The organism is Arthrobacter sp. 135MFCol5.1 (assembly GCF_000374865.1).
Lineage (GTDB): Bacteria > Actinomycetota > Actinomycetes > Actinomycetales > Micrococcaceae > Arthrobacter.
In genome coordinates this window covers 325,606-348,965 of record NZ_KB895453.1, presented here as the reverse complement: position 1 = coordinate 348,965, position 23,360 = coordinate 325,606, and the positions used below count along the sequence as shown (strand labels likewise).

Here is a 23,360-nt window from a genome sequence, read left to right as displayed (position 1 = left end):
CCCCTACTACGTTACGGAATGTCGTGTCAGTGTTTCTTGGCGAAATACTCGCCCACCCCGCCCTTGCCGCCGCCGATCCCGTACTCCATCCCCTGGGCGTGGTGGCCGATGCGCAGCCGGTGCGCTGGGTCCATTCCAGCGAAGTCCTGGACATCGCTCCCCTGCTCCGTGGCGGCGAGCTGCTGCTCTGCGGCGGGATCACCCTGGCCACGGCCACCCCCGCCAAACGCGAGGACTATGTCCGCGAACTGGCCCAGCGGGGTATCGCGGCGCTCGCCATCGAGACGGGGGGCGCCCTCCCGGAAATCCCTGCGGACATGCTGCGGACGGCCGAGGCATACGGTCTTCCGGTGGTCGAGCTGCGGAAGGTGGTGCCCTTTGTGGGCGTCATGCAGGCCATCAATTCCATGCTGGTCAGCGAGTCGGTGGGGCACCTGCAGCAGGCCGACGCCGCCACCCGTGCCATGGCGGCGGAGCTGGCCCATGGGGCCTCGCTGGACAAGATCCTGGCCGTACTGGCGGGCATCACGGGTTCCGCCGTGCACCTCACCTCCCCGTGGGGAGTGACCATGGGCAGCGCCGCCCCCGAGGGGTGGAGCACCGGGGTGGACGCGGACGCCGGGGAGGGGCCGGCGGACGACGACGGCTCCGGACCGGGCGCTCACGGCAGCCTTGCCGGCGGGGCCGGGCTGCCCGGCGGAACGGTGGTCAGCGTGGACATTCCCGTGCGCGGCGTCCTGATGGGGCGGCTTGAGGTGCGGGTACCGGAGGCCGCAGACGTGGCGCTGGCGCAGGTGGCCGGGGAACGCTCCGTGGACATCCTCGGGCTGGCGCTGCTGCAGCACACTCCACCCGGACTGCACGCCCTGGCCGGAGCAGAACTGATGCGGGCAGTGCTCAATTCCGCCCCGGAGTGGCGGCTTGAGCAGCTTGCCCCCGGGGCCGGCTTTCCCACGGATTCCCCGGCAGTGGTGGCGGCAATCCATGCGGCGTCACCGCAGGAGGTGCGCTGCGCCGTCGAAACCTTCCTGAGCTCACGCCGGATTCCCTGTGCCGCGTACCTGGACGACGCCGAGCTGGTGGTGATGATCGGCCTCCCCTGCACCGATGCCGCCGGTGAGCGGCGGCGGCTGTTGGGATCGTTGCAGGGCCTGGCGGGGGACCCTGACGCGGTGATTGCCGTGGGGCCCCTGGCCGGCGGGGTGGCTGGGGCTTCCTGGTCGCTGGCAGAGGCGCGGCGGGCCTTGGAGGTGCGCCAGATCCGGCGGCGGAACGCCTCGGCACGCCGGCAGTATCCGGCCCGCGGCCTGGTGGTGGTGGACGCGGAGGATTCCGCGGTTGAAAGCCTGTCCCTGACCTGCCTGGATGCCTCGGCGCGGGAGGCGTTCGTGAACCGGCAGCTGCGGGCGGTCCTGGAGCATGACGCGCAGCGGCAGTCCCAGTTGCTGGAGACTTTGCGGGTATGGCTGGACTCGGGCTGCAACACCGCGCAATCGGCGCGCGAACTGCACTTGGAACGGCAGTCCATGCACCACCGGCTTCAGCGGATCTTTGAGCTGTGCGGTGGCGATCCTCGCGGGACGGGGCGGCTGGCGGCATTGCATCTCGCCGCCCGGATGGCGGGGCTCCCCTGAGAGGCCCGTCCCGGTAAATTTGCCGCCCTATCCCCAAGCGCGGAGGCAGGCCGCTTTGAGTCTTGGCCTGCTCAGCGACGAACGTCGTACCGGGCCAGGACCGCGCCACCGGGAAAGGCCCTGGTCTCCACAAGCTTCAGCTGCACCCAATGGTCCAGGGAGGTAAAGAAGGGCGTCCCGCCGCCCACCAGGACCGGATGGGTGACCATCACGTACTCGTCGATCAGTCCGGCCCGCATGGCCGCCGCGGCGAGCGTGGCACCGACGATATCAATCGGACCGCCCTCCCCTGCCTTGAGCCGCGCGATCTCCGGAACTGCATCGCCGGTGACAAGGCGGGTATTCCAGTTGACCGGGCGGGGCTTGGAGGAGAACACCACCTTCGGCATGTCCCGCCAGCGTTGCGCGAACTCAATCTCCGCCGGCGTGGCACCAGGCTCCTGGTCCGCGGTGGGCCAGTGGGAGCTCATCGCCTCCCACAGCCTGCGTCCGTACAGGGCCAGGCCCGTCGCCGACACGCGGTCGGACCACCATTGGAACAGTTCATCGTCCGGCATGCTCCAGCCGAGGTCGTCCCCGCGAGCTGCGGTATAGCCGTCCAGGCTGACGTTCATGGCGAAGGTTAGTTTGCCCATGGCGCCAGTTTCCCGCGGGCCGGTGCTGGTTGTACAGACCGGCACGGCTCCGACGAGCGCCCGGACAGGCCGTGAAGAAGCCCGGGGCCGCGCTCCCTTGCGTCCATATAATGAGACATTCGGCATACGACGGCGGCCATCTTCCGGATGCAGTGTTTGTGGACATGGACGCCTGGTTGTCCGGCGATCCTGGACCCATCACAGAGGTCCGGGCCGCACTCGCGGAGGTCGGGCCGCCGAGCGGAGCTGGGCTGATAAGGGGCAATGCCCGACCGGACCCGCATCCACCTCCCGTCACGCCTCCGGCTTCGGACGTATGCTTGCCGTGCATTGCTCTTGGGGCCGGCGCCACGCGTCCGGCGGCCCAGCGGGATTCGAGGGGGCGCACTATGGCCAAGCGGGATACGTCGTCGGTAGGTGCACCCTGCTGGGTGGACACGTGGCAACCGGATCCCCGGGCAGCCAAAGAGTTCTACGGCCAACTTTTCGGCTGGAGCTTCGACGAGGCAATTCCCACGTCCGGCATTGACGGTGACTACTACCGGGCGCGCCTCAACGGACGCCTGGTGGCCGGTGTGGGACAGGCCCCGCCACAGTCGCCTGCGGGCTGGCTGACGCACATCCGGGTGGAGGACGTCGCCGAGGCATCGGCACGCGCTGAACAGGTTGGGGGCCGGCGGTTGATGCTCCTGGACGCCCACGCCCCCACTGCGCTGGTTGCCGATTCCTCCGGCGTGCTGTTCTGCCTGCGGCAGGCAGGCGAAATTGACGGCGTTGAGCTTGCCGACCAGCCGAACTGCTGGGCGATGAGTTCCTTGCACACCCCGGATCTTGGAAAAGCCGGGGATTTCTACAGGTCAATGTTCACGTGGGAGCTGAAGTCACCGCCTGACGCAGCCTTCTCACTATGGCTTCTGCGAGACCGTATGGTGGCAGTGGCCACCTCAACGGAGGGCGTGGACGTTCCGCCGAACTGGAGTGTGAACTTCGCGGTGGCCAGTGCAGACTCCACTGCCGACCGGGCCGTTGCGTTAGGGGGCGGCATCCTCATGGCACCCTCGAACACCCCGGGATTCCGGAGCGCGGTGATCAGCGACCCGTGGGGTGGCGTCGTCGCAGTCAGCGCGGTCACAGCGTGAACCAGGTATTCGTCCTGGCCACCTGAACACCCGGCCACCTGAACATGCCGGATCAGCTTGCCGGACGGCCGCCCAGACGGGTGGTCACCTTGGCGGCGGCGGCAACGCAGGCTTCAGCCAGACGCTCGAACTGCTCCTTCGATACCCGGAAGCGCGGGGCCGGAATCAGGACGGCCGCTACCACGTCGCCACGATGGTCGCGGACCGGGGCCGCCACGCCCACTTCATCCATGGACGATTCACCGTAGTTGCCCGCCCAGCCCCGCCGCGCCACGTCCTGGAGCCGGGCCTCGTAAGCCATCAGGCCGGCGTCGTCCATTCCGGGAAAGGTGATGGCTCCGCTCCGCAGCAATTCACGCACCCGCTCGGCCGGCAGCGTGGACAGGAACACCTGGACGGAAGCGCTCATGGCGTCCCGGTACCGGGCGCCCAGCGGCGTGGTGTGCTTGATCTGGTGGTGGCTGGCGATCTGCTCCACGCAAATGGCTTCGTCCCCGTTCCAGAGCATGAGCGCACTGGTTTCGCCGGTCTGCTCCGCCAGTTGCCGCAGCACGGGGTACGCAACGCGCCGTTCCTCCATCTCGGCCAGCAGCGGCCCGGCGACGGCGATCAGCCCCAGCCCCAGCCGGAACCGCTTGGTTTCCGGGTCCCGTTCCACCAGGTTCTCCTGCTCGAAGGTGGCCAGGATCCGGGAGACACTGCTTTTGTGCATGCCCACCCGGTTGGCGATTTCCGTAACCCCCAGCAAGGGTTCGTCCGCGGTAAAGGTGCGCAGGACAGCGATGGCATTGACGACGACGGAAGCGCCTTTGGCGTCCGTCCCGCCGTTGGTACTGGTGCCTGTGCCGTTGCTGTCGGAAGTCGTTGCAGGAGTCATGGTGGACACCATCTTTCCTCATGGACGGCAGAAGCGGCGCCACGTGTATGGCGCCGCTTCGCTGTGGTGATGGTTAGGCCTGGACGATGTTGTGTTCCGGGCCGAAGGGGAACTTGGTGATGTTCTCCACCGTGTTGTCCTCGCCGATGACCAGGATGTCGTGCTCGCGGTAGCCGCCGGCACCCGGCTGGCCGTCCGCAACGGTGATCATCGGTTCCATGGAGACCACCATGCCGGGTTCCAGGACGGTGTCGATGTCCTCGCGCAGTTCCAGGCCGGCCTCCCGGCCGTAGTAGTGGCTGAGGACGCCGAAGGAGTGGCCGTAGCCGAAGGTGCGGTTGGCCAGCAGGCCGTGGCTGATGTAGATCTCGTTGAGTTCGGCGGCGATGTCCTTGCAGACGGCGCCGGGCTTGATGAGTTCCAGGCCGCGGCGGTGCACCTCCACGTTGATGTTCCACAGCTCCAGGGAGCGCTCGTCCGGCTGGCCCAGGAAGAGGGTGCGCTCCAGGGCCGTGTAGTAGCCGGAGGTCATGGGGAAGCAGTTCAGGGAGAGGATGTCGCCCTGCTGCAGCTTCCGGGTGGTGGCCCAGTTGTGGGCGCCGTCGGTGTTGATGCCCGACTGGAACCACACCCAAGTGTCGCGGACTTCGCGGTCGGGGAAGGTCCGGGCGATCTCGTGCACCATGGCTTCGGTGCCGATCAGGGCCACCTCGTACTCGGTGACGCCTTCGCGGATGGCGTTGCGGATGGCCTCGCCGCCGAGGTCGCCGATGCGGGCACCGTGCTTGATGACCTCGATTTCCTCGGCGGACTTGATCATGCGCTGGCGCATGGCGTCCTGGGAGACATCCAGGAGCGTGGCGCCGGGGAAGGCGGCGGCGATCTTTTCGCGGGTCAGGCCCGGGAGGAAGTCGTCCTCGACGCCCAGCCGGGTGGCCTTGACGCCGCGCTGGCGCAGTGCCTCCTGGAGGCCGAAGTAGAAGTTGTCGCGTCGCCAGTCGGTGTAGACGATGTTCTCGCCGTAGGAGGTGCGCCATGGCATGCCGGCGTCGATGTTTGCGGTGACGGTGACCGAGTCGTCCGCGGTGACAACCAAGGCGTAGTTGCGGCCGAACGTGGTGTAGAGGAAGTCGGAGTAGTACTTGATGCCGTGGTAGCTGGTGAGGATGACCGCGTCCAGCTCCTTGGCGGCCATGATCTGGCGCAGGCCGCCGAGGCGGCGCTCGAACTCTGCGTCAGAGAACGTGAGCTTGCCCTTGGTGCCGTTGTGCAGGACCTTGAGGCGCTCGAGTTCGGCGATGGATGAGGCGTTGTCGGTGGTGATGGTCACGGGTGTGCCTTTCGATATTGCGGGCAGGTATTTGGCCGCACATGGGTGGGTAGGAAGGAAGAAAGTTCCGGGGCCTCTGCAGGATCAGAGGTGCTTGAGCGGCTTGCGCGAGGTTTCGGCGGCGAACAGGACTGCGGCGAGGGACACGGCGGACGCGGCCACGAGGTACCAGCCGGGGGCCAGCTTGCTCTGGGTCAGGCCGATCAGCAGGGTGGCCATGAACGGCGCGGTCCCTCCGAAGATCGCGTTGGACAGGTTGAAGCTGACGGCGAAGCCGCTGTACCGGACCTTGGTGGGGAACAGTTCGGCCAGGAAGCTGGGCAGGGTGCCGTCGTTGAGGGTGAGCATGCCGCCCAGCAGGATCTGGACCAGGACGATCACCAGGAAGTTGCCGGTATCCAGCAGCATGAACGCCGGGACGGTGAGGAGCATGAACAGCACAGAGGCGGTGATCAGCATCCGCTTGCGGCCGAACCGGTCCGAGGCCATGCCGGTGAGGAAGATGAAGCCGATGTAGCTGGCCAGGGCGATGGTGGTGGCCAGGAACGATTCGGTGGGGCCGAAGCCCAGTTCCTCGGACAGGTAGGTGGGCATGTAACTGAGGATGACGTAGAAGCCGACGGCGTTGAGCAGCACCGCTCCGCAGGCGATGAGCAGCTGCTTCCGGTAGGTCCGGAACATGTCCAGCGCCGGCGCCTTGGGGGCGGACTCTTCCTGCTCTGCCAGGGCGCGGAAGGCGGGAGTGTCCTCGAGCTTGGTGCGGATGTAGCGCCCGATCAGCCCCATGGGGGCGGCCAGGAGGAACGGCAACCGCCAGCCCCAGTCGTGCAGCTGCCCGGTGCTGAGTACCGAGCTGAGGAGGGCCGCGATCAGCGAGCCCAGGAGCAGGCCCGCGGCCGTGCTGGCGGGCACGACCGCAGCGTACAGGCCGCGGCGGTTGGCCGGCGCGTATTCCACCAGGAAGGCCGACGCCCCGGCGTATTCGCCCGCTGCCGAGAAGCCCTGGACGACCCTCACCAGCAGGAGCAGGACCGGGGCCAGCATGCCGATGGTTCCGTAGCCGGGAATGAGGGCGATGCAGAAGGTGGAGACGGACATGATGACGATCGAGAGGGACAGTGCCTTGCGCCTGCCCAGCTTGTCGCCGATGTGGCCCCAGAAGAAGCCGCCCAGGGGCCGGACGAAGAAGGAAATCGCGAACACCGCGAACGTGGCCAGCAGCGCAGTCTGGCGGTCGGCCTCGGGGAAGAAGACGGACGAAATGACGGCCGCGAGGTAGCCGTAGACGGCGTAGTCGAACCATTCGACGAAGTTGCCGATGAAACTGGCCGTGACCACCCGGCGTCGAACGTCCTTGCTTGCCACCGGGCTGCCGGCACCCTGGCCTGCCACGGCGGGGCCGTTGGCGTCAGCGGCAACGGCTCCTGCTCCGGAGGAGTTGGAATTGGTACTCATGGAACCACCATCAGAAAGTATGAGTTGCATTGCTTGCAACGTGGTTGTTTCAAAATAGGTGGTGACGAGCGACACAGTCAAGAGGTTTCTGTATCTGCTTCATGATTAAAACCAGCGCAGAACGTCCGGCGGGCAATCACGCCTTCGCTTCATCCGTTCTGACTGGCGTTGCATATAGAGCAACATAGTTGTAACAAGCGCGAAATGTGGGCATTAACGCAGCAATGGCCGCCAAGCGAAGGCTTGGCGGCCATTGAAAGGGTTGGGTCCCTAGCGTGCCGGGACGGGCTCGGCAGCAACGACGGGATGGTCCCGATGCAAGTTTCCCAGTGCGGAGGCGCCCTGTGGCGAGCCCAGTTCACGGAAGAACTCCACGTTGGCGCGGACGTAGTCTGCCCATTCGTCCGGCACGTCCTCCGCATAGTAGATGGCCTCCACCGGGCAGACCGGATCGCACGCACCGCAGTCCACGCATTCGAACGGATGGATATAGAGTGACCGGTCGCCCTCGTAGATGCAGTCCACGGGGCACTCCTGGATGCACGCTTTGTCCTTCACATCCACGCACGGCTGGGCGATCACGTATGTCATGGGACTACACGCCCGTGTAGACGGTTTTGCCCCAGGTAAAGAACTCCAGGGCGGACCTGCCCTGCTCGCGGAACGTGTTGGTGGAAGAATCCTTGACCCCGCCGAACGGCACGTTCAGGTCCAGCCCGGCGGTGGGTCGGTTGACCTTGATGACCCCTGCCTGGGCCCTGGCGGCGAAGTCGGTGGCCAAGGCCAGGGAGTCCGTGCAGATGCCGGCGGTGAGGCCGTAGCGGGAATCGTTGATCCCTGCGAGGCCGGCCTCATAATCGGGGACCTCAAGGACTGCAACCACCGGGCCGAAGATCTCCTCCGTCACCGCAGGATCGTCGAAGTCAAGGCCAGTGAGCACGGCGGCAGGGAAGAACAGCGCCTCGGAGGAATCGCCGTCGTACTTTCCGTGCAGGAGCGTGGCGCCACGCTCAACGGCGCCGCGCACCGCCGCCTGGTCCTGCTCGAACTGCTGGGCGCTCACCACGGCCCCCATGGCGGATTCCAGGCCGTCTCCTGGGGTGTACTTTGCCGCCTCCGCCACCAAGGCGTCGAGGAATGCCGCACGGATACCGGGGGTGACGTACACCCTCGACGTGGCGGTGCAAGCCTGGCCGGTAAGGCCGAACGCGCCGGCAGCAACCACCTGTGCAGCCTTGGCTGGGTCCGCGTCGTCCAGGACCAGGACGCCGTTCTTGCCGCCCATCTCCAGCTGGACGCGGGCACGCCGGCCGTTCAGGATCTCCTGCAGTCCCAGGCCCACGCTGGTTGACCCGGTGAAGGACATCCCGGCGATGCGCGGGTCGCGGGCCAGCGCATCGCCCACCACCCGGCCTTTACCGTGCACCAGGTTGAACACGCCCGCCGGCAATCCTGCGTCATGCAGGGCACGGGCCAGGTGGGTGGCAGACAGCGGGGTGAGTTCGGCGGGCTTGATCACCACGGCATTGCCGCTGATCAGGGCTGGCGCCGTCTTCCAGGCCGGAATGGCGATGGGAAAGTTCCAGGGGGTGATCAGGCCAACCACGCCCAGCGGTTCGCGCCGGGTGGTGATGGTGGTGTCCGGCAGTCCGCTGGGCAGCACCTCTCCGGTGGCGGCCCAGCCCAGCGAGCCAAAGAAACGCAGCACGTCCGAGGCACGCTTCACCTCGCCTTTGGCCTCGGCCAGGGTCTTGCCCTCCTCCCGGACCAGGTCCTCGGCGATCGCGGACTGCCGTTCGATCAGCAGGTTGCCTGCAGTGATCAGGATGGCCCCGCGGGAAGGTGCCGGCAGGGCGGCCCAGGCAGGCTGCGCTGCCGCGGCGGCGGTGATGGCGGCGTCAACGTCCTCCGCGGTGCCGCTGGGCGAGAGTGCTGCCAGTTCGTCCGGGCGTGCGGGGTTGGTGCGGCGGGTTTCCGCGGTTCCCAGCCATTGCCCGTTGATGAGGTGCTGGGCGGTTTTGCTGCGATCCAGTGCGGTGGTGTTGGGGTCCAGGGCGGTGGAGGTCATGGCATTCCTTTGGAAGTTGGGGCTAGAGGCTGCGGATGAGGCCGCCGTCGCACCGCAGCGCCACACCGGTGATGTACGACGCCGGGGCGCTGCAGAGGAAGGCGGCGGCCGCACCGAATTCGGCGGGCTCGCCGTAACGGCGGGCGGGGATGGTTTTGCGGGATTCCAGCCGGATGTCCTCCAGCGTGGTGCCGCGGCGCTTTGCCGCTGCCTGGTCCAGTTCGGTGACGCGGTCCGTGGCGATCCTGCCGGGCAGGAGCAGGTTCACGGTGACCCCGTCCAGGGCTACCTCGGCGGCGAGCGTTTTGAGGTAGCCGGCAAGGGCTGCGCGGCCGGTATTGGAGACGGCCAGGTTGGGCAGCGGTGCTGCGACACCGCTGGAGCCAATGGCAAGGATCCGCCCCCACCGCCGTTCCCGCATGGCCGGGAGGGTGCGGGAGACCAGGGCATGGTGCGGCTTGACCAGGAGGTCGAACGCCGCGGCGATGTCCTCGCTGCCCAGTGTTGCGGCGGCTCCGGGCCGGGGGCCGGGGCCGTTCAGGACCAGGATGTCGATCGGCCCCAGGCCGGCCTCGGCCTGCGTCACCGCGGCGTCAACACCCTCGGCACCGGTGAGGTCAGCCTCGACGGCGATGGCCGCAAAGCCCGGCAGGCCGCCGAACGCCTCCTGCAGCTCGTCCACGATCTCCTTGGCACGGACGCCGCGGCGGCCCACGATGGCCACCTTGGCGCCTTCCGCGGCGAGGGCGCGGGCCACGGCGAGTCCCAGTCCCCCCGTGGAGGCGGCCACCAGCGCCGTCTTGCCGGCAATTCCCAGCTCCATCAGTTCCTCCCCGCCGGGGCGAGCGCCCGGTTCAAGTCCAGGGCCATGGCGGCTTCGCGGAGATGGACCTCCATGGCATGCCGCAGGTTCTCGGGAAAGCCGGCCGCCGGGGCACGGACGCCCGGGTCCTTGATCCAGCCCCGCTCGCGCAGGCATTCCTTGCGGATGGCCAGGGCCACCTTGGCCTGCTGCTCGAAGTTGATCAGCGGCAGGTAGGGCACCAGTTGCCCGGCGGCCGCCGCATACCCCTGCTCCCGCCAGGCGCGGACGCAGGCAATCAAGGCCTCGGGGTAGGAGAACCCGGTCATGGCACCGGCGGCGCCTGCCAGGAGCTCGTCCAGCAGCCCCTGGCCGCCGAGTCCGCCGAATACCGAAACCCCGGTACCGGCGTGGAGCTCGGCGATGGCCACACTGGTGGGCGGCGCCTCAGCCTTGATGGCGATGACGCAGGGGCTTGCCGCGACCACATCAACCAGGGCGGCGGTGGAGATGGCGACGCCGCTGGCCAGCGGATAATCCTGCAGCACCACCTTGGCTCCGGTGGCGCGGTGGATGGCGTCCAGGTGGGCGCTGACCACCTCGGGCTTCGCCGAGTTGGCCTGCACCATCACAGCGGCCAGCCGCTGCCCGGCTATCTCCTGGGCGGCGCGGATTTCCTCGATGGCCGGCCTGGTGGCCAACGCTGTTACGCCCACCACCAGGGGCAGTTCCGTGCATTCGACGGCGATTTCGAGGACCTGGCGGCGTTCCTCCGGGGTCAGCGCGGCGGCCTCCCCGAAGACGCCCAGGACGGTCAGGCCCGTGGCGCCGATGGTTTCGTAGCGTTCCACGAGGTCCGAGAGGCTGTCCAGGTCCAGGTCCAGCGTGCTGCCCTGGAACGGTGTGGCAACGACGCCCCACACGCCCGGCGTCAATGACTCCCGCATCGGGTTCTCCCTTGGTTTGTTGTTCATCTGACGGCTTTCCCTATCTGCCGGGCCACGCCGGTTTCCGCTTTTCCTGGAAGGCGCGGACGCCTTCGGCGGAGTCTTCGCTGTCCAGGGCTGCCATCAGGGCCGGCAGCCGCAGGCCGCGGGCTTCCTTGGCGGTGAGGTGCCCGGTCTGCGTGACCATCTGCTTCACGGCCCGGACCGAGGTGGGAGCGCAGGCCAGGACCTGGTCCACCCAGCGCTGCACGGCGGCGTCGAGCTCGTCCGCCGGGACCACCTCGTTGACCAGGCCCATGGCCTGCATTTCTGCCGCGTCAGCCTTCCGGCCGGTGAGCAGCAGGCCCATCGCCTGGGTGTAGGGAACGCGGCGGACCAGCTGGTGGATGCCGCCGTCGAGCGCCAACCGCCCGACTCGCGGCTCCGTCAAGCCGAACTTTGCGCTGTCCGCTGCCACCACGATGTCCGCGCCCAGGACAATTTCCATGCCGCCGCCCAGTGCGTAGCCGTTCACCTTGGCAATCACGGGGATATCCAGCGTGGTCCGCAGGCTCAGGCCGCCGAAACCGTTGGGGTCCAGGCCGGCCCAGTATTCCAGGCCCGTCTTGTCCACGGCGGATGCGGACATGTCCGCACCCACGCAGAACGCCCGGGGGCCGGCGCCGGTGATGACCACTGCGCGGACGTCCGGATCGGCCTCAAGCTGCTCCCAGATGGCGTTGAGCCTGGCCTGGGCCGTGCCGTCCACGGCGTTGAGGACGTGCTGCCGGTCGATCACCACGGTGGCCACCTGGTCCTCGATGGCCAGGGTGACCTGGTCAACCGGGGCGGAGGCCTCCGCCGGTGCCTGCGGCTCCGCTGCAACCGCCGTCACCGGAGCACCCCGAGTTCCTGCAGCCGCTTGATGGTGGCTTCGTCGAAGCCGTTCTCCAGCAGCACTTCCACATTGTGTTCGCCCAGGCGGGGCGCCGCCCGGCGGACGCTCGGCGGGGTGGCGGAGAGCCGGATGGGAGCGTTCAGCATCTTCACCGTCCCCACCCCAGGGTGTTCGGCCTCCACGATCATCCCGTTGGCCTCGGTCTGGGCGTCGGCGAGCGCCTGTTCCAGGGTGTGGACGGGAGCGTTGAGCAGCCCCTGTTCCTCCAGCTTGCCGGTCCAGTACTCGGTGGTGTTGGCGGCGAAGTGTTCGCGGAAGATCGCCTGCAGCGCGGGCTTGTTCTTGAACTGCTGTTCCAGCGTTGCGAATCCAGGGCGTTCAGTGAGGTCCTCGTCCAGGCCCAGGGCATCGGAGATCCGTGCCAGCGGGTCCGGGGTGAAGCCGCCCACCATGCACACGGCGCCGTCGGTGGTTTCAAAGACGCCGCTCAGGGGCATGGCGCCCCAGTTGACCTCGTAACCGCGGTTGAGCTGCATGCACGCCTCCTGCATCTGCAGGTGCAGCATGGAGTCGTACATGGTCACCTCCACTTTTTGCCCGGTTCCGGTGGTTTCCCGGGTCCGCAGCGCCAGCAGGATGCCCTGCATCAAGTGCATGCCGGTGATGTAGTCGCACAGGGTGGTGGGGTAGATGGCCGGTTTCTGGTCCTCCGATTCCCGCCGCCACATCACGCCGGAGTACGCCTGCGCGATCGCGTCCTGGCCGCCCTTGTGCGAATACGGTCCTACGGGGCCGAACCCGGTTCCGGAGGCCCAGATGATGCCGGGGTTGTCCGCCTTGAGCTCCTCGTAGCCGAAGCCCATCCGTTCCATGACCCCGGAGCGGAAGTTGCTGACCACCACGTCCGCGTCCGCCATGATGGCGTGCAGGACATTGCGGCCCTCCTCGGTGCGGGTGTCGATGGAGACGCTCCGCTTGTTCCGGTTGATGGACAGGAAGATCGGGTTGTCCTGGCCGTCCTTGTCCGGGAACGAGTTGCGGGAGATGTCACCGGCGCCGGGGCGTTCCACCTTGATGATGTCGGCGCCGTAGTCGCCCAGCAACTGGGTGCAGGAGGGGCCCATGAACACCTGGGTGAAGTCCACGATCTTGATGCCGTCCAGCGGAAGCGGGGTGGCCGGCCGCGCGCCCCCGGTGAGGGGCGAGGCAGCGGCGGGTGCCGTCGTCGGGCGTTGAGCCGTTGCCATGCTCATGCCGGCACCGCCGCGTCGGCATCGATGGTGGCGTTCGACGACGGGACGTCGCCGGGGTCCGCGCCGTGCCGGCGCATGCCCTGCTGGATGTCGGCTGCCGCGACGTCGCGGACCAGCATGCCGGACTGGACGGCGAGCGCTGCTGCGACGCCGACGGCCTGGCCCATGGCCATGCACGGCGGAATTTCGCGCGACATCTTCTGCGCCTCGGGGGTGGCGGAGTAGTGGCGGCCGGCCACCAGCAGCTGGTCCACTTCCTTGGGCAGCAGCGAGCGGTACGGGTAGTAGTAGTCCCGGCCGCGGGCCACGCTGTCCTGGAAATGCCGGCGGGAGGTGACGTCCTCCTTGGTCATGACGTATTCGCCTTGCAGCAGGCGGGTCTGGCGGACGCCCATCTGGGAGGCGACGTCCAGCATGTAGCACTTTTCGAATCCGGGGAGGTTGGCACGGACGTAGTCCACGGCTTCGGAGATCTTGTCGCGGGCGGCGAATTCGGCGGCGGTCATGTCCGCCGGGTCCACGCCGTCGTAGCCGGTCATGTGCGGGGCGTTGCACCAGACCACGCCTTCGATGGGGGTCTTGAGCCACCACAGTTCCCAGGCGCCGCCGAGGAGGCGCTTGATCTTGCGGTTGATGGCGCGGGCTTCCTTGGGGTTGGCCTGTTCGAAGGCCTCCGCGGCCGCGGTGTCCACGTTGCCCAGCCGGAACACCAGGGTGGTGAGGTAGTTGTCCTTGGCGTAGGCGGCGCCGGCGCGGGAGGCGACGTCGATGTCTCCGGTGGTGTCGATGACCACGTCCGCCGTGAAGGCCTGCGGGCCAAGCTTGGTTTCGCAGACCACGCCCTTGATCACGCCGTTGTCCACGATGGGGCGGGAGAACCAGGAGTGAAGCCGCAGGTCCACACCGGCTTCGCGGACCAGGTCGTTGGAGACGCGCTTCCAGCCGTCAGGGTCGAATGCGGCGGCATAGCAGATGGGCTTGGGGGTGGTGTGGGAGTGGAAGTCGAAGGTGCCGTAGCGGCCCCACTTGTTCCAGAGTTCCTCTGAGGTGCGGCGGTCTTCGGCCGGCGGGACGATGGCCAGGCCCAGTTTCTGGAGCCGCTCCACGTACTCGGAGACGATCCCGGTGACCGTGATGTCCTGGCCGTTGATCATGTCGTCCAGCACCAGCACCATGCCGCCGGAGGCGAGGCCGCCCAGTGAGGAGTAGCGCTCCAGGAGGGTGACCTTGGCCCCGGAGCGGGCCGCGGTGACGGCGGCGGCGACGCCGGCGGGACCACCGCCTACCACCAGGACGTCGGAGCGGGAGATCACCGGGGCGGTGAGGTCCGCGGTAGTGGTGGACAGTTCCAGGGACCCGGTTTTGGGCGCGGCAAAGGTAGGTGGGTTGTTCATGGGGGAAATCCTTACTTTCCGACGAAGATGCCGTTGGAGCGGCGGGCGGCGAGGTAGAAAACGATGCTGAGGACGGAGAGGGCGGCCACGTAGACCGGGAACACCCAGGTGAGGTTCAGGGACTGCAACCACACCAGGAGGTAGGAGGCGGTGCCGCCGAAGACGGCCACACCGATGCCATAGCCCAGGGCCACGCCGGTGCCGCGGATGTTCTTGGGCATCAGGGACGAGCTGACCACGTTGTAGAGGGTCATGTTGAGGACCAGCACGATCGAGCCGCCGAGCAGCACGGCCGCGAAACCGCCGATGCCGGGCTGGACGTACAGGAGCATCAGGAAGACGGAGGGAATGGCCAGGACCCGCGTCACCAGGAACCACCGGGACATGGACCGGCCGTCGGCGAGCTTGCCGATGATCCAGCTGCCCACCACCAGGATGGCGCCCAGGATGGTGGTGAGGGCGAAGACCGCGGTGGGATCTTCCTTGAAACCGCTGCGTGCTGCGCTGGGCAGGCCCACGTTCCAGGCGTAGTTGTAGGCCTGGGCAGCGCCGACCACGAACACGATGGCCAGGACGGAGAGCCAGTGCTTGCCGACTCCGGACCATACGGTCTTGGCGGTGTTGGCGGCGCGCTCTTCTTCCTTGAGGGTTTCAGGCAGGGAACGGCGGAGGTAGAGCACCACGAAGCCGAACACGGCGCCGATGATGAACGGGACACGCCAGCCCCACACCCCCATGGCCGCGCCGCCGATCACCAGGCTGCAGACGAAGCTGACCAGGGACGCGAGCAGGATGCCGATGTTGACGTAGAAGGACATGATGCCGGCCACGTAGCCTTCGCGGCCTTCCGGGGCGAGTTCCACCGCGTGGGAGGTGGAGAGCGGCGCCTCGATGCCTGTGGAGATGCCCTGCAGGATGCGGCAGGCAACCAGGATGATGCCGGACCAGGCGCCGATGGTGGCGTAGCTGGGCGTGATGGCGATGACCAGGGTGGTGCCGGCCATCAGCATGATGGACAGCAGCATCACGCGGCGGCGGCCGATGCGGTCTGCCAGCGTGCCGAGCAGGATGCCGCCCAGCGGCCGGAAGGCGAATCCGACGGCGAACACGGCCAGTGCGTTCAGGGTGGCCGAGAGCGGCTCGTCATTGGGAAAGAAGTTGGGGCCGATGAAGGCGGACAGGAGGCCGAAGACCATCCAGTCGTACCATTCCAGGGCGTTGCCCAGGCCAAGGCCCAGGAGTCCCTTGCGGACTTCGGGCGTGAACTTTTCGCGGTTGCGGGGGGATGAGATGGTGGAACGGGGTGACGGGACTGCGTTGTCCGTAGCTTGGATGTCGAGCATGGAAGTGTCCTTACGCTGGCGCCGGGAACGGCGCAGGAGGGTATGACGCAGCGGCGCCTGTTGGAGGAGGCGCATGCTGCGAAGGTGGCAAGGATTGTCCGGGGCCACGTGGGGGTCCGGGCAGTTAAGGGTGGACGTCGGCGCCGGCGGGGACCGGTATGCCTACCACTTGTGTGGTGCGTTCACCCAGATGGCTACGCATACCTCTTCGTAGCTGTTCTTGTACCAGTGCGGGGTCTCTGCCGGGTAGGTGATGGAGTCGCCCTCTTCCAGGCTGTAGCAGACGCCGTCCAAGTAGACGTCCTTGCGGCCCGAAATGATGTAGCAGAACTCTTCCCCGCTGTGGGTAAAAGGTGTCGCGCTGGTGTCGTGCCCTGGGGGCGTACTGATCCATTGCGCTTCGATGGTGCCGTCGCGGTCCGGGGTGAGCAGTTCATGGACTGCTTCGCCCACGGATTCGCGGGTGACGTTTTTCAGGTTGCGCCGTGCCGACCTGCGCACGACGGGGGATTTTGATTGTTCCTGGCCAATGAAGAACCTTCCCACGGGAATGTCGAGTCCATGGGCCAGCTGGGCAAGGGTCGTGAAGGACGGGTTGGCCATGCCGCGTTCGATCTGGCTGACGATCGCCTGGCTGAGTCCGGTGATGTCCGAGAGCTTGGCGAGGGTCATGCCCTTCTCCTTGCGCATGGCCCGCACCTTGTTTCCAACCGTGGCCAGCAGTTCGCTGGTGGCTGGAGGTGCGGTGGTGCTACTCTCGGTGGTCATCGATTGTCTTTCACTCGGTGAGCTAACTCACACAACTATAGTGAAGATTTCTGCCCAGTCAACGCTCTTTCTTAATTATGTTGAATATTGGCCCTGAACCCTCAAGGGAACGGGCCTAAAGGCACAGGTGAAAGCGGCTGCACGGATCCATACTCGTGCCATGGACGACGCAGCACGAAGACCGGACCGGATCCTCCTCGCGCTGGTGGGTGTGGTGGCCGTGCTGGTGGTGGTTGCGCTGGCAGTGGTGTTCACCCGCGGTGAGCCGGCCCCACTTGACCAGGCCAGCCCCGCCGGAGTGGTCCAGCGGTACAGCAGGGCCGTGATCGACGGCGACATACCCACCGCGGAAACCTTCCTCACGCCGGGTGCCCGGAGCAGGTGCTACGGCTCCTATTCCGGCGAACCCCGTCCGGCCCGCATCGTGTTGATTTCGACGACGGAGCGGACCGATTCGGCCACCGTACGGGTTTCGATCGTCCAGTCCCCCCGGGGCGGCCCGTTCGGTCCGTCCGAGTATGAAATGGAGGACGCCTTCTCGCTCCTGAAGGTGAATGGACAATGGATGATCGACCAGGCGCCGTATCCCCTGATGGCCTGCACGGCAGTTCCGGCGAAGCCGTGAGCACCCCGGCAGGAATCGTTGCCCCCGTCCCGGCCGGAGGCTTGGCAACCCTCCGCCGGCTGATCATGTACGGCCTGCTTTTTGCCGTGGTGGTCATTGCCGCCTCGGGCCTGGGCGGACTCCTCGAGCGGCTCTTCCGGACGGCAACCACTCTGGTTTCCGGTGATGTGGCCGGGCTTGCCCTCTCCCTCGCCTTCACCCTGATCGGCGGGCCGCTGGCCCTGCTGCTGTGGTGGCTCGTGTGGCGGCGCCTCGACGACGAAGCCGAGCGCACCGCCGCGGGCTGGGGCTTCTACCTGACCGGGATGTACGCCGTCTCGCTCATCATCGCCACCACCTCCCTGCTGGACCTCGCCTCCTCCTTCATCGGTGCGAGGGACAGCCAGTGGCCGTCCCCGCTGGCCAACGGACTGGTCTGGGCGGCCATCTGGGTGTGGCACCGGTGGATGTGGAAGCACCCCCGCAAGCCCTCGTCCCACCTCGAGGACGTGCGGGCCGTCGTCGGCTCCGTTTTTGGCTTGGTGCTGGGCGCCGGCGCGGCGATTGCGGCGTTGAGCGCGCTGCTGGACATTGCCATCCGCGGTTTCACGGCAGCAGCGTCCTTTGAACCCTGGTGGTTCGATGTCCTGCGTTCACTGCTGTGGGCGGCCGGCGGAGCACTGGTGTGGTGGTGGCACTGGTTCCACGAGGGCGGCCGGCGTTTCCGGACCGGCCTGGTGGACGTTGCCATCATCGCCGTCGGCATCTTCGTTGCCGGCATCACCGCCCTGGGTGGCCTGGGCGTGGCCGTGTTCGTCGTGCTGCGGCTGGCCTTTGACCGGACCGATCCCCTGACCGTCCTCCTGGAGCCGCTGGCCCCGGCCATCGCGGCTGCCGTCATCGGAGCCGTGATCTGGCGCTACCACCGCACGGCCTCCGTCCGGCGTTCCACCCCGACCCGGCGTGCCAGCCTCCTGGTGACATCCGCCGTTGCCCTGGCGGCAGCAGCCTCCGGGGTAGGCGTGGTGGTCAACGCACTGCTGGCTGCCGCCGTCTCGCCGCTGGCGGGCGGCGCCACCCGCACCCTGCTCCTTGGCGGCATCAGCTCGCTGGCAGTGGGCGGCCCGGTCTGGTGGCTGGCGTGGAAACCGCGGCACCAGCCCCGGACGGCGGACCAGATCCCGCCCGGGCGGCGCGTCTACCTGGTGGCGTTCTTCGGAGTCAGTGCCGTCGTTGCCCTGGTCACGCTGCTGGTGATCGGCTACCGGCTCTTCGAGTTCCTGCTCAGTGACATCACGGCCGGGAGCGTCCTGGACCGGATCCGCGCCCCCTTGGGCCTCCTGGTGGCGGCCGGGCTCGTGGCGGGATACCACTTTGCATTGTGGCGGCATGACCGGACACTGCTCGCCGCCGCGGCCCCGGCGGGCAAGCGGGTGATCGAGCACATCACCCTGGTTTGCGGCTATCCGCCGGGCACCGTAGACCCCGAGGCCCTGGCCCGCGGCATCGCTGCCGCCATTGGCGGAGCCAAGGTGACCACCTGGCTGCGGGCGGACGACGGCGGTCCCGGCCCCACGCCGTCGTCCGCCCTTCCGCCCTCCCTGGAGGAGCTCACGGCGGAGGCGGCGGAAATGCTGGGCAGCGTGGCGGCACGGCACGTCCTGGTGCTTGCCGGCCCCGCCGGCAGGATGGAAATCATCCCGCTGGCGGGCGCCGATTCGCGGGCGCCGATGAGTGGGGAACCTCGGCGCAGGGCCGCCGTTCCGGGTTCCCAGTAGCGGAGATCCTCAAGATTTGCGCAGTTTATCCCGGCTGTGGACTAACCCTCTTCCCATGCCATTGGAGGGCTCCTAGGGTGTGCATACAGGCTTGTCGAGGGGGACGCGTGAAAAGCTCAGTTGAAGATCCTCGAGGCACCGCAAACCAGGATGCGAAGCAGGCGTCCGTGCCTGAGGTAGACGCAGATACTACCGTCCCCGAATGGTCATCCGACCTCCTCCTCACGCTGCACAGCCAGGTCCGGTTCACCCGCGCCGACTGGCCCTGAGCCCCTGCGCCACCCCGCCTTCCTTCCGGGGCGTCCGCGCGCATTAAATCCGCGTTAAGATTCACGGCCCTGCCGTTAAGGATCCGTTAGGCCCGCCTTACATCGCCACAGCGGGCTATTCACTGGAACCAGGCCCCGCTTCCGGGGCAACAGTGAAAGGAACCTGATGGCCGACGTGGCTGTAATTGGAATCTTCGCCGCCTGCATGGGATTCGTCATGTGGATCGGTCACCTGCTGACCGCCGCGGCCCGCCAGGAGAAGGCGGAGGACTGGCAGTGAACGGGGACGCACTCATGTGGCTGATCCTGCTGCTGGCAGGGCTTGGCCTGTTCGGCTACCTGCTCGCCGCCCTGATCAAGCCCGGGAAGTGGTGAACGGCCGGTGGCCTTTAACGCTCCTTCCTTCCTCATCCAGGTGGCGGCCCTGGTGCTGGCCCTTGCCGCAGTCCACAAACCACTGGGCCTCTACCTCGCGCGCGTCTTCGACGGCACCGCTTCGAGCCGCCCGGAACGGCTGTTCTACCGGCTCGCCGGCGTGGACGCCGGCAGCGAACAGGCGTGGCCAACATACCTCCGCAGCGTCCTGGTGTTCTCCGCCGTCTCCATACTGGCGGTGTTCGCCCTCCAACGGGCACAAGGCCTGTTTCCCGGCAGCCCGGCGCTGCCCGGAGTGGACCCGTGGGTGGCCATGAATACCGCCATCTCCTTCGTCACCAACACCAACTGGCAAACCTATGCACCCGAATCCACAATCGGCATTGCAGTCCAGATGCTCTTGCTCGCCGTCCAGAACTTCCTCTCGGCAGCAGTGGGCATCGTGGTGGCCGTCGCCCTCATCCGCGGCATAGCCCGAACCAGGACGGACAGGCTGGGGAACTTCTGGGTGGACCTGGCCAGGACGTCATTCCGGATCCTGCTGCCACTGGCTACCCTCGCCGCCCTGGTGATGGTTCTCGGCGGTGTGGTGCAGAACTTCGCACCCACGGACGTCACCAACAGCGCCACCGGAGTCTCACAGGTTGTCCCGGGCGGCCCGGTGGCATCCCAGGAAGCCATCAAAGTCCTCGGTACCAACGGCGGCGGCTACTTCAACGCCAACTCGGCCCACCCGTTCGAAAACCCGAACGCGCTGGTCAGCCTCTTCCAGGTGTTCCTGATCCTGCTGATTCCCTCGGCGCTGCCGTATGCCTTCGGCAGGATGGTGGGCGACCAGAAGCAGGGGCACACGATAGCCGGCGTCATGGCCACGCTGTGGCTGGCATCCACCGCGCTGACCGGCTGGGCAGTAGCCACCGCGCAGGGGACCGCGACGGCCGCCGCCGGCGGAATCGGCGAAGGGTTCGAGAGCCGCTTCGGCCCGGCGTCGAGCGCGATCTTCGCCGCCTCCACCACCCTCACCTCCACGGGCGCGGTGAATGTAGCCCACGATTCCTTGCCGCCCTTGGCCGGTGGCGTGGCAATGGTCAACATGATGCTCGGCGAAGTGGCGCCGGGCGGCACAGGGTCAGGGCTCTACGGGTTGCTCATCCTGTCCATCATTTCCGTGTTCATCGGCGGCCTCATGGTGGGCCGCACCCCCGAATACCTGGGCAAGAAGATCGGCCCCACCCAGATGAAGCTCGCGGCCCTGTACATCCTGGTGACACCGCTGCTGGTGCTCACCCTGGCCGGGATCACCGTCCTGCTCCCGGATGCCATGGCCAATGCTCCGGCCACGGGACCGCACCAGTTCAGCGAGGTCCTCTACGCCTTCACCTCCGGTGCCAACAACAACGGTTCAGCATTCGGCGGCATCACCACTTCCGGCCCCTATCTTTCGACGATGCTTGGCGCGGCCATGCTGCTGGGCCGGTTCCTGCCCATCGTCCTGGTTCTTGCCCTGGCAGGTTCCCTGGCCCGGCAGGCCCGGATTCCCGCATCCACCGGCACCGTCCCCACCCACGGCCCGCTGTTCGGCACACTGCTGCTGGGCGTGACGGTCATCCTGACCGCCCTGAGCTACTTCCCCGCACTCGCCCTGGGACCCCTCGCAGAAGGACTCCTGAAATGACCCGGTCCACCATGGACACCGCCCCCGGGGCGGAAACCCAAACCTTTGCCGACGGAAATCCGCTCGGCACCCCCGGCGCGCACAAGCACCACACCAAGGCACCCGCCAAACTCACGCCGGCCGTGGTTGCAGCGGCCCTGCCGCTCGCGGTCCGCAAGCTGGCCCCGGGGCAGATGTTCCACTCGCCGGTCATGTTCACCGTCCTGGTGGGGGCCGCGCTCTGCACGGGTATCTCCGTGTTCCGGCCGTCCGTCTTCGGCATCACCGTCACCGCGTGGCTCTGGCTCACGGTCCTGTTCGGAACCCTCTCCGAAGCCATCGCCGAGGGCCGCGGCAAGGCGCAGGCTGACAGCCTCCGCGCCGGCCGCAAGGGAGTCCAGGCCCGGCTGAGGCTGCCGGACGGAACCACCAAGGAAGTACCGGGCACGGAACTGCGCCTGAACGACGTGGTGGTGTGCGAGGCCGGTGATGTGATCCCCTCCGACGGCGAGATCATCGAAGGCCTGGCCAGCGTGGACGAATCCACCATCACCGGTGAATCCGCGCCGGTGATCAGGGAATCAGGCGGGGACCGTTCCTCGGTCACCGGCGGAACCCGCGTGCTCTCCGACCGGATCGTGGTCAGGATCACGGCCGAACCGGGCCAGACCTTCATCGACAGGATGATCCAGCTCGTCGAGGGCGCTGTCCGGCAGAAGACACCCAATGAGATCGCGCTGCACGTGCTGCTGGTGTCGCTGACCATCGTCTTCCTGGTCGTCACCATCACGCTGGCCCCGTTTGCCGCCCTCGCCGGCGCAGCGCCGTCGCCCATTGTCCTGGTGGCACTGCTGGTGTGCCTGATCCCCACCACCATCGGCGCGCTGGTCCCGGCCATCGGCATCGCGGGCATGGACCGGCTGGTCCAGCACAACGTCCTGGCCACGTCCGGGCGTGCCGTGGAGACGGCAGGTGACATCACGTCCTTGCTGCTGGACAAGACAGGAACCATCACGTTCGGCAACCGCCGTGCCGTCCACTTCCACCCGGCAGCGGGCGTGGACCGGGCCGAACTGATTGAAGCCGCGCGGCTCTCCAGCCTGGCGGACGAAACCCCGGAAGGCCGGTCCATTGTGGACCTCGCGGCCGAACACGGCGTGCTGGGCCCGGACCTGGCCGCCCTGGAATCGGGCGCAGAGCCGTTGGCGGTGGTCCCTTTTTCGGCCACGACGCGCATGAGCGGGCTGGACCTTGGCGGCCGGATGATCAGGAAGGGCGCGGCCTCCACCGTTGGCAGCTTCGCCGCCGATCTGGGCGCCCGCATGCCCGGGGAGGTGGAACGCCAGGTGCAGGATATTTCGTCGCAGGGTGGCACTCCCCTGCTGGTTGCCACGGCCGATGCCGCCGGCGCACGGGTCCTGGGGACCATCCACTTGGCGGACGTGGTGAAACCGGGCATGCAGGCCAGGTTCGCGGAGCTGCGCAAAATGGGGATCCGGACCGTGATGGTCACCGGCGACAATCCGGTCACCGCCAAGGCGATCGCCGCCGAGGCCGGGGTGGACGACTACCTGGCCGAGGCCACCCCGGAGGACAAGCTGGCGGTGATCAAGAAGGAACAGGCCGCGGGCCGCCTGGTGGCGATGACCGGGGATGGCACCAACGATGCCCCTGCGCTGGCGGCGGCGGACGTGGGCGTGGCCATGAACTCCGGCACGCCGGCAGCCAAGGAAGCCGCGAATATGGTGGACCTCGATTCGGACCCCACCAAGCTGATCAACATCGTGGGAATCGGCAAGCAACTGCTGATCACCCGCGGCGCGCTCACCACCTTCTCGGTGGCCAACGACGTCGCCAAGTACTTCGCGATCGTCCCGGCGCTGTTCACGGCGACGTTCCCCGGGCTTGGGCTGCTGAACATCATGGGCCTGGCCACGCCGTCCTCCGCCATCCTGTCGGCCGTGATCTTCAACGCGTTGATCATCATCGCCTTGGTGCCGCTCGCGCTGCGCGGGGTCAAGTACCGCGCCATCTCGGCCAGCCAGGCCCTGGGCCGGAACCTGCTGGTGTACGGACTCGGCGGCCTTATTGCCCCGTTTATCGGCATCAAAATCATCGACCTCCTCATCTCCCTCATCCCCGGCATCGGCTAGGAATC

Annotated in this window: 21 protein-coding genes; 8 read left to right on the top strand and 13 right to left on the bottom strand. The window is 67.4% G+C overall.

The window, feature by feature from the left end; all coding sequences use genetic code 11:
* Nucleotides 1-23: 23 nt before the first annotated feature.
* Nucleotides 24-1,634: a PucR family transcriptional regulator gene (locus tag C563_RS0105175; protein WP_026264381.1), complete on the top strand. Its 1,611-nt coding sequence runs from the start codon at nucleotides 24-26 to the stop codon at nucleotides 1,632-1,634.
* A gap of 71 nt (nucleotides 1,635-1,705) precedes the next feature.
* On the opposite strand, the gene C563_RS0105170 is transcribed toward C563_RS0105175, so the two are convergent.
* Complete coding sequence (locus tag C563_RS0105170; protein WP_018760976.1) at nucleotides 1,706-2,269, bottom strand: dihydrofolate reductase family protein; 564 nt, start codon at nucleotides 2,267-2,269, stop codon at nucleotides 1,706-1,708.
* Nucleotides 2,270-2,658: 389 nt separating this feature from the next.
* Between C563_RS0105170 and C563_RS0105165 the strand changes: the two genes are divergently transcribed.
* Entirely contained in the window at nucleotides 2,659-3,408 is a 750-nt protein-coding gene (locus tag C563_RS0105165; RefSeq protein ID WP_018760975.1) for a VOC family protein, read from the top strand.
* Between the two features lie 52 nt (nucleotides 3,409-3,460).
* Here the strand turns inward: C563_RS0105165 and C563_RS0105160 are convergent, their stop codons facing one another.
* The 12 genes from C563_RS0105160 to C563_RS0105105 form a co-directional block, all read right to left on the bottom strand.
* On the bottom strand, nucleotides 3,461-4,297 hold the full coding sequence (locus C563_RS0105160; RefSeq protein ID WP_018760974.1) for an IclR family transcriptional regulator domain-containing protein: 837 nt from the start codon (nucleotides 4,295-4,297) through the stop codon (nucleotides 3,461-3,463).
* 61 nt (nucleotides 4,298-4,358) lie between these two features.
* Nucleotides 4,359-5,615: an aminopeptidase P family protein gene (locus C563_RS0105155; protein ID WP_018760973.1), complete on the bottom strand. Its 1,257-nt coding sequence runs from the start codon at nucleotides 5,613-5,615 to the stop codon at nucleotides 4,359-4,361.
* Between the two features lie 84 nt (nucleotides 5,616-5,699).
* Nucleotides 5,700-7,070, bottom strand: a complete 1,371-nt coding sequence (locus C563_RS0105150) for an MFS transporter (protein WP_026264380.1) — start codon at nucleotides 7,068-7,070, stop codon at nucleotides 5,700-5,702.
* A gap of 270 nt (nucleotides 7,071-7,340) precedes the next feature.
* Nucleotides 7,341-7,661: a ferredoxin gene (gene fdxA, locus C563_RS0105145; protein WP_026264379.1), complete on the bottom strand. Its 321-nt coding sequence runs from the start codon at nucleotides 7,659-7,661 to the stop codon at nucleotides 7,341-7,343.
* A gap of 4 nt (nucleotides 7,662-7,665) precedes the next feature.
* Nucleotides 7,666-9,138, bottom strand: coding sequence for an aldehyde dehydrogenase family protein (locus C563_RS0105140; RefSeq protein WP_018760970.1), 1,473 nt, complete (start codon nucleotides 9,136-9,138; stop codon nucleotides 7,666-7,668).
* A 22-nt stretch (nucleotides 9,139-9,160) separates the two neighbouring features.
* The gene (locus C563_RS0105135; protein WP_018760969.1) at nucleotides 9,161-9,961 is read right to left on the bottom strand and encodes an SDR family oxidoreductase; all 801 of its coding nucleotides are present in this window, start codon (nucleotides 9,959-9,961) and stop codon (nucleotides 9,161-9,163) included.
* Complete coding sequence (locus C563_RS0105130) at nucleotides 9,961-10,914, bottom strand: dihydrodipicolinate synthase family protein (RefSeq protein WP_231369841.1); 954 nt, start codon at nucleotides 10,912-10,914, stop codon at nucleotides 9,961-9,963. Before C563_RS0105130 ends, C563_RS0105135 begins: the two co-directional genes overlap by 1 nt.
* Nucleotides 10,915-10,927: 13 nt before the next feature.
* A complete protein-coding gene (locus C563_RS0105125) occupies nucleotides 10,928-11,761 on the bottom strand; it encodes an enoyl-CoA hydratase-related protein (RefSeq protein ID WP_018760967.1) in 834 nt (277 codons plus the stop codon).
* Nucleotides 11,758-13,011 carry a CoA transferase gene (locus C563_RS0105120; RefSeq protein ID WP_018760966.1) on the bottom strand — a complete coding sequence of 418 codons (1,254 nt, stop codon included), beginning with the start codon at nucleotides 13,009-13,011 and terminating at the stop codon, nucleotides 11,758-11,760. The genes C563_RS0105125 and C563_RS0105120 overlap by 4 nt, the downstream gene beginning before the upstream one ends.
* Nucleotides 13,012-13,013: 2 nt before the next feature.
* Complete coding sequence (locus tag C563_RS0105115; RefSeq protein WP_018760965.1) at nucleotides 13,014-14,411, bottom strand: FAD-dependent oxidoreductase; 1,398 nt, start codon at nucleotides 14,409-14,411, stop codon at nucleotides 13,014-13,016.
* A gap of 11 nt (nucleotides 14,412-14,422) precedes the next feature.
* Nucleotides 14,423-15,754: an MFS transporter gene (locus C563_RS0105110; RefSeq protein ID WP_018760964.1), complete on the bottom strand. Its 1,332-nt coding sequence runs from the start codon at nucleotides 15,752-15,754 to the stop codon at nucleotides 14,423-14,425.
* Between the two features lie 162 nt (nucleotides 15,755-15,916).
* Nucleotides 15,917-16,522, bottom strand: a complete 606-nt coding sequence (locus tag C563_RS0105105; protein ID WP_018760963.1) for a helix-turn-helix domain-containing protein — start codon at nucleotides 16,520-16,522, stop codon at nucleotides 15,917-15,919.
* Between the two features lie 160 nt (nucleotides 16,523-16,682).
* Here C563_RS0105105 and C563_RS20885 point away from each other — a divergent pair, with 160 nt between their 5' ends.
* The 6 genes from C563_RS20885 to kdpB all read left to right on the top strand — a co-directional run bounded on the left by C563_RS20885 (nucleotide 16,683) and on the right by kdpB (nucleotide 23,355).
* Nucleotides 16,683-17,147 carry a hypothetical protein gene (locus C563_RS20885; RefSeq protein ID WP_018760962.1) on the top strand — a complete coding sequence of 155 codons (465 nt, stop codon included), beginning with the start codon at nucleotides 16,683-16,685 and terminating at the stop codon, nucleotides 17,145-17,147.
* Complete coding sequence (locus tag C563_RS0105095; RefSeq protein WP_231369840.1) at nucleotides 17,084-18,904, top strand: DUF5671 domain-containing protein; 1,821 nt, start codon at nucleotides 17,084-17,086, stop codon at nucleotides 18,902-18,904. Before C563_RS20885 ends, C563_RS0105095 begins: the two co-directional genes overlap by 64 nt.
* A gap of 107 nt (nucleotides 18,905-19,011) precedes the next feature.
* A complete protein-coding gene (locus tag C563_RS22385; RefSeq protein WP_155845102.1) occupies nucleotides 19,012-19,173 on the top strand; it encodes a hypothetical protein in 162 nt (53 codons plus the stop codon).
* Nucleotides 19,174-19,449: 276 nt separating this feature from the next.
* Nucleotides 19,450-19,548 (top strand): potassium-transporting ATPase subunit F, encoded by a 99-nt coding sequence (locus tag C563_RS22065; RefSeq protein WP_018760959.1) that lies wholly within the window; start codon nucleotides 19,450-19,452, stop codon nucleotides 19,546-19,548.
* Between the two features lie 7 nt (nucleotides 19,549-19,555).
* Nucleotides 19,556-21,223: a potassium-transporting ATPase subunit KdpA gene (gene kdpA / locus C563_RS0105080; RefSeq protein WP_018760958.1), complete on the top strand. Its 1,668-nt coding sequence runs from the start codon at nucleotides 19,556-19,558 to the stop codon at nucleotides 21,221-21,223.
* Nucleotides 21,220-23,355: a potassium-transporting ATPase subunit KdpB gene (kdpB, locus tag C563_RS0105075; RefSeq protein ID WP_018760957.1), complete on the top strand. Its 2,136-nt coding sequence runs from the start codon at nucleotides 21,220-21,222 to the stop codon at nucleotides 23,353-23,355. The genes kdpA and kdpB overlap by 4 nt, the downstream gene beginning before the upstream one ends.
* The last annotated feature ends 5 nt before the right edge of the window (nucleotides 23,356-23,360 follow it).

Excerpts from the sequence above, each read along its gene's own strand:
- C563_RS0105135 (WP_018760969.1), bottom strand. The coding sequence starts at position 9,961 with ATGGAGCTGGGAATTGCCGGCAAGACGGCGCTGGTGGCCGCCTCCACG.
- C563_RS0105095 (WP_231369840.1), top strand. The coding sequence starts at position 17,084 with ATGGATGATCGACCAGGCGCCGTATCCCCTGATGGCCTGCACGGCAGT.
- C563_RS0105115 (WP_018760965.1), bottom strand. The coding sequence starts at position 14,411 with ATGAACAACCCACCTACCTTTGCCGCGCCCAAAACCGGGTCCCTGGAA.
- C563_RS20885 (WP_018760962.1), top strand. The coding sequence starts at position 16,683 with ATGGACGACGCAGCACGAAGACCGGACCGGATCCTCCTCGCGCTGGTG.
- fdxA (WP_026264379.1), bottom strand. The coding sequence starts at position 7,661 with ATGACATACGTGATCGCCCAGCCGTGCGTGGATGTGAAGGACAAAGCG.
- C563_RS0105140 (WP_018760970.1), bottom strand. The coding sequence starts at position 9,138 with ATGACCTCCACCGCCCTGGACCCCAACACCACCGCACTGGATCGCAGC.
- C563_RS0105130 (WP_231369841.1), bottom strand. The coding sequence starts at position 10,914 with ATGAACAACAAACCAAGGGAGAACCCGATGCGGGAGTCATTGACGCCG.
- C563_RS0105110 (WP_018760964.1), bottom strand. The coding sequence starts at position 15,754 with ATGCTCGACATCCAAGCTACGGACAACGCAGTCCCGTCACCCCGTTCC.
- C563_RS0105160 (WP_018760974.1), bottom strand. The coding sequence starts at position 4,297 with ATGGTGTCCACCATGACTCCTGCAACGACTTCCGACAGCAACGGCACA.
- C563_RS0105105 (WP_018760963.1), bottom strand. The coding sequence starts at position 16,522 with ATGACCACCGAGAGTAGCACCACCGCACCTCCAGCCACCAGCGAACTG.
- C563_RS0105150 (WP_026264380.1), bottom strand. The coding sequence starts at position 7,070 with ATGAGTACCAATTCCAACTCCTCCGGAGCAGGAGCCGTTGCCGCTGAC.
- C563_RS0105120 (WP_018760966.1), bottom strand. The coding sequence starts at position 13,011 with ATGGCAACGGCTCAACGCCCGACGACGGCACCCGCCGCTGCCTCGCCC.
- kdpB (WP_018760957.1), top strand. The coding sequence starts at position 21,220 with ATGACCCGGTCCACCATGGACACCGCCCCCGGGGCGGAAACCCAAACC.
- C563_RS0105170 (WP_018760976.1), bottom strand. The coding sequence starts at position 2,269 with ATGGGCAAACTAACCTTCGCCATGAACGTCAGCCTGGACGGCTATACC.
- C563_RS0105165 (WP_018760975.1), top strand. The coding sequence starts at position 2,659 with ATGGCCAAGCGGGATACGTCGTCGGTAGGTGCACCCTGCTGGGTGGAC.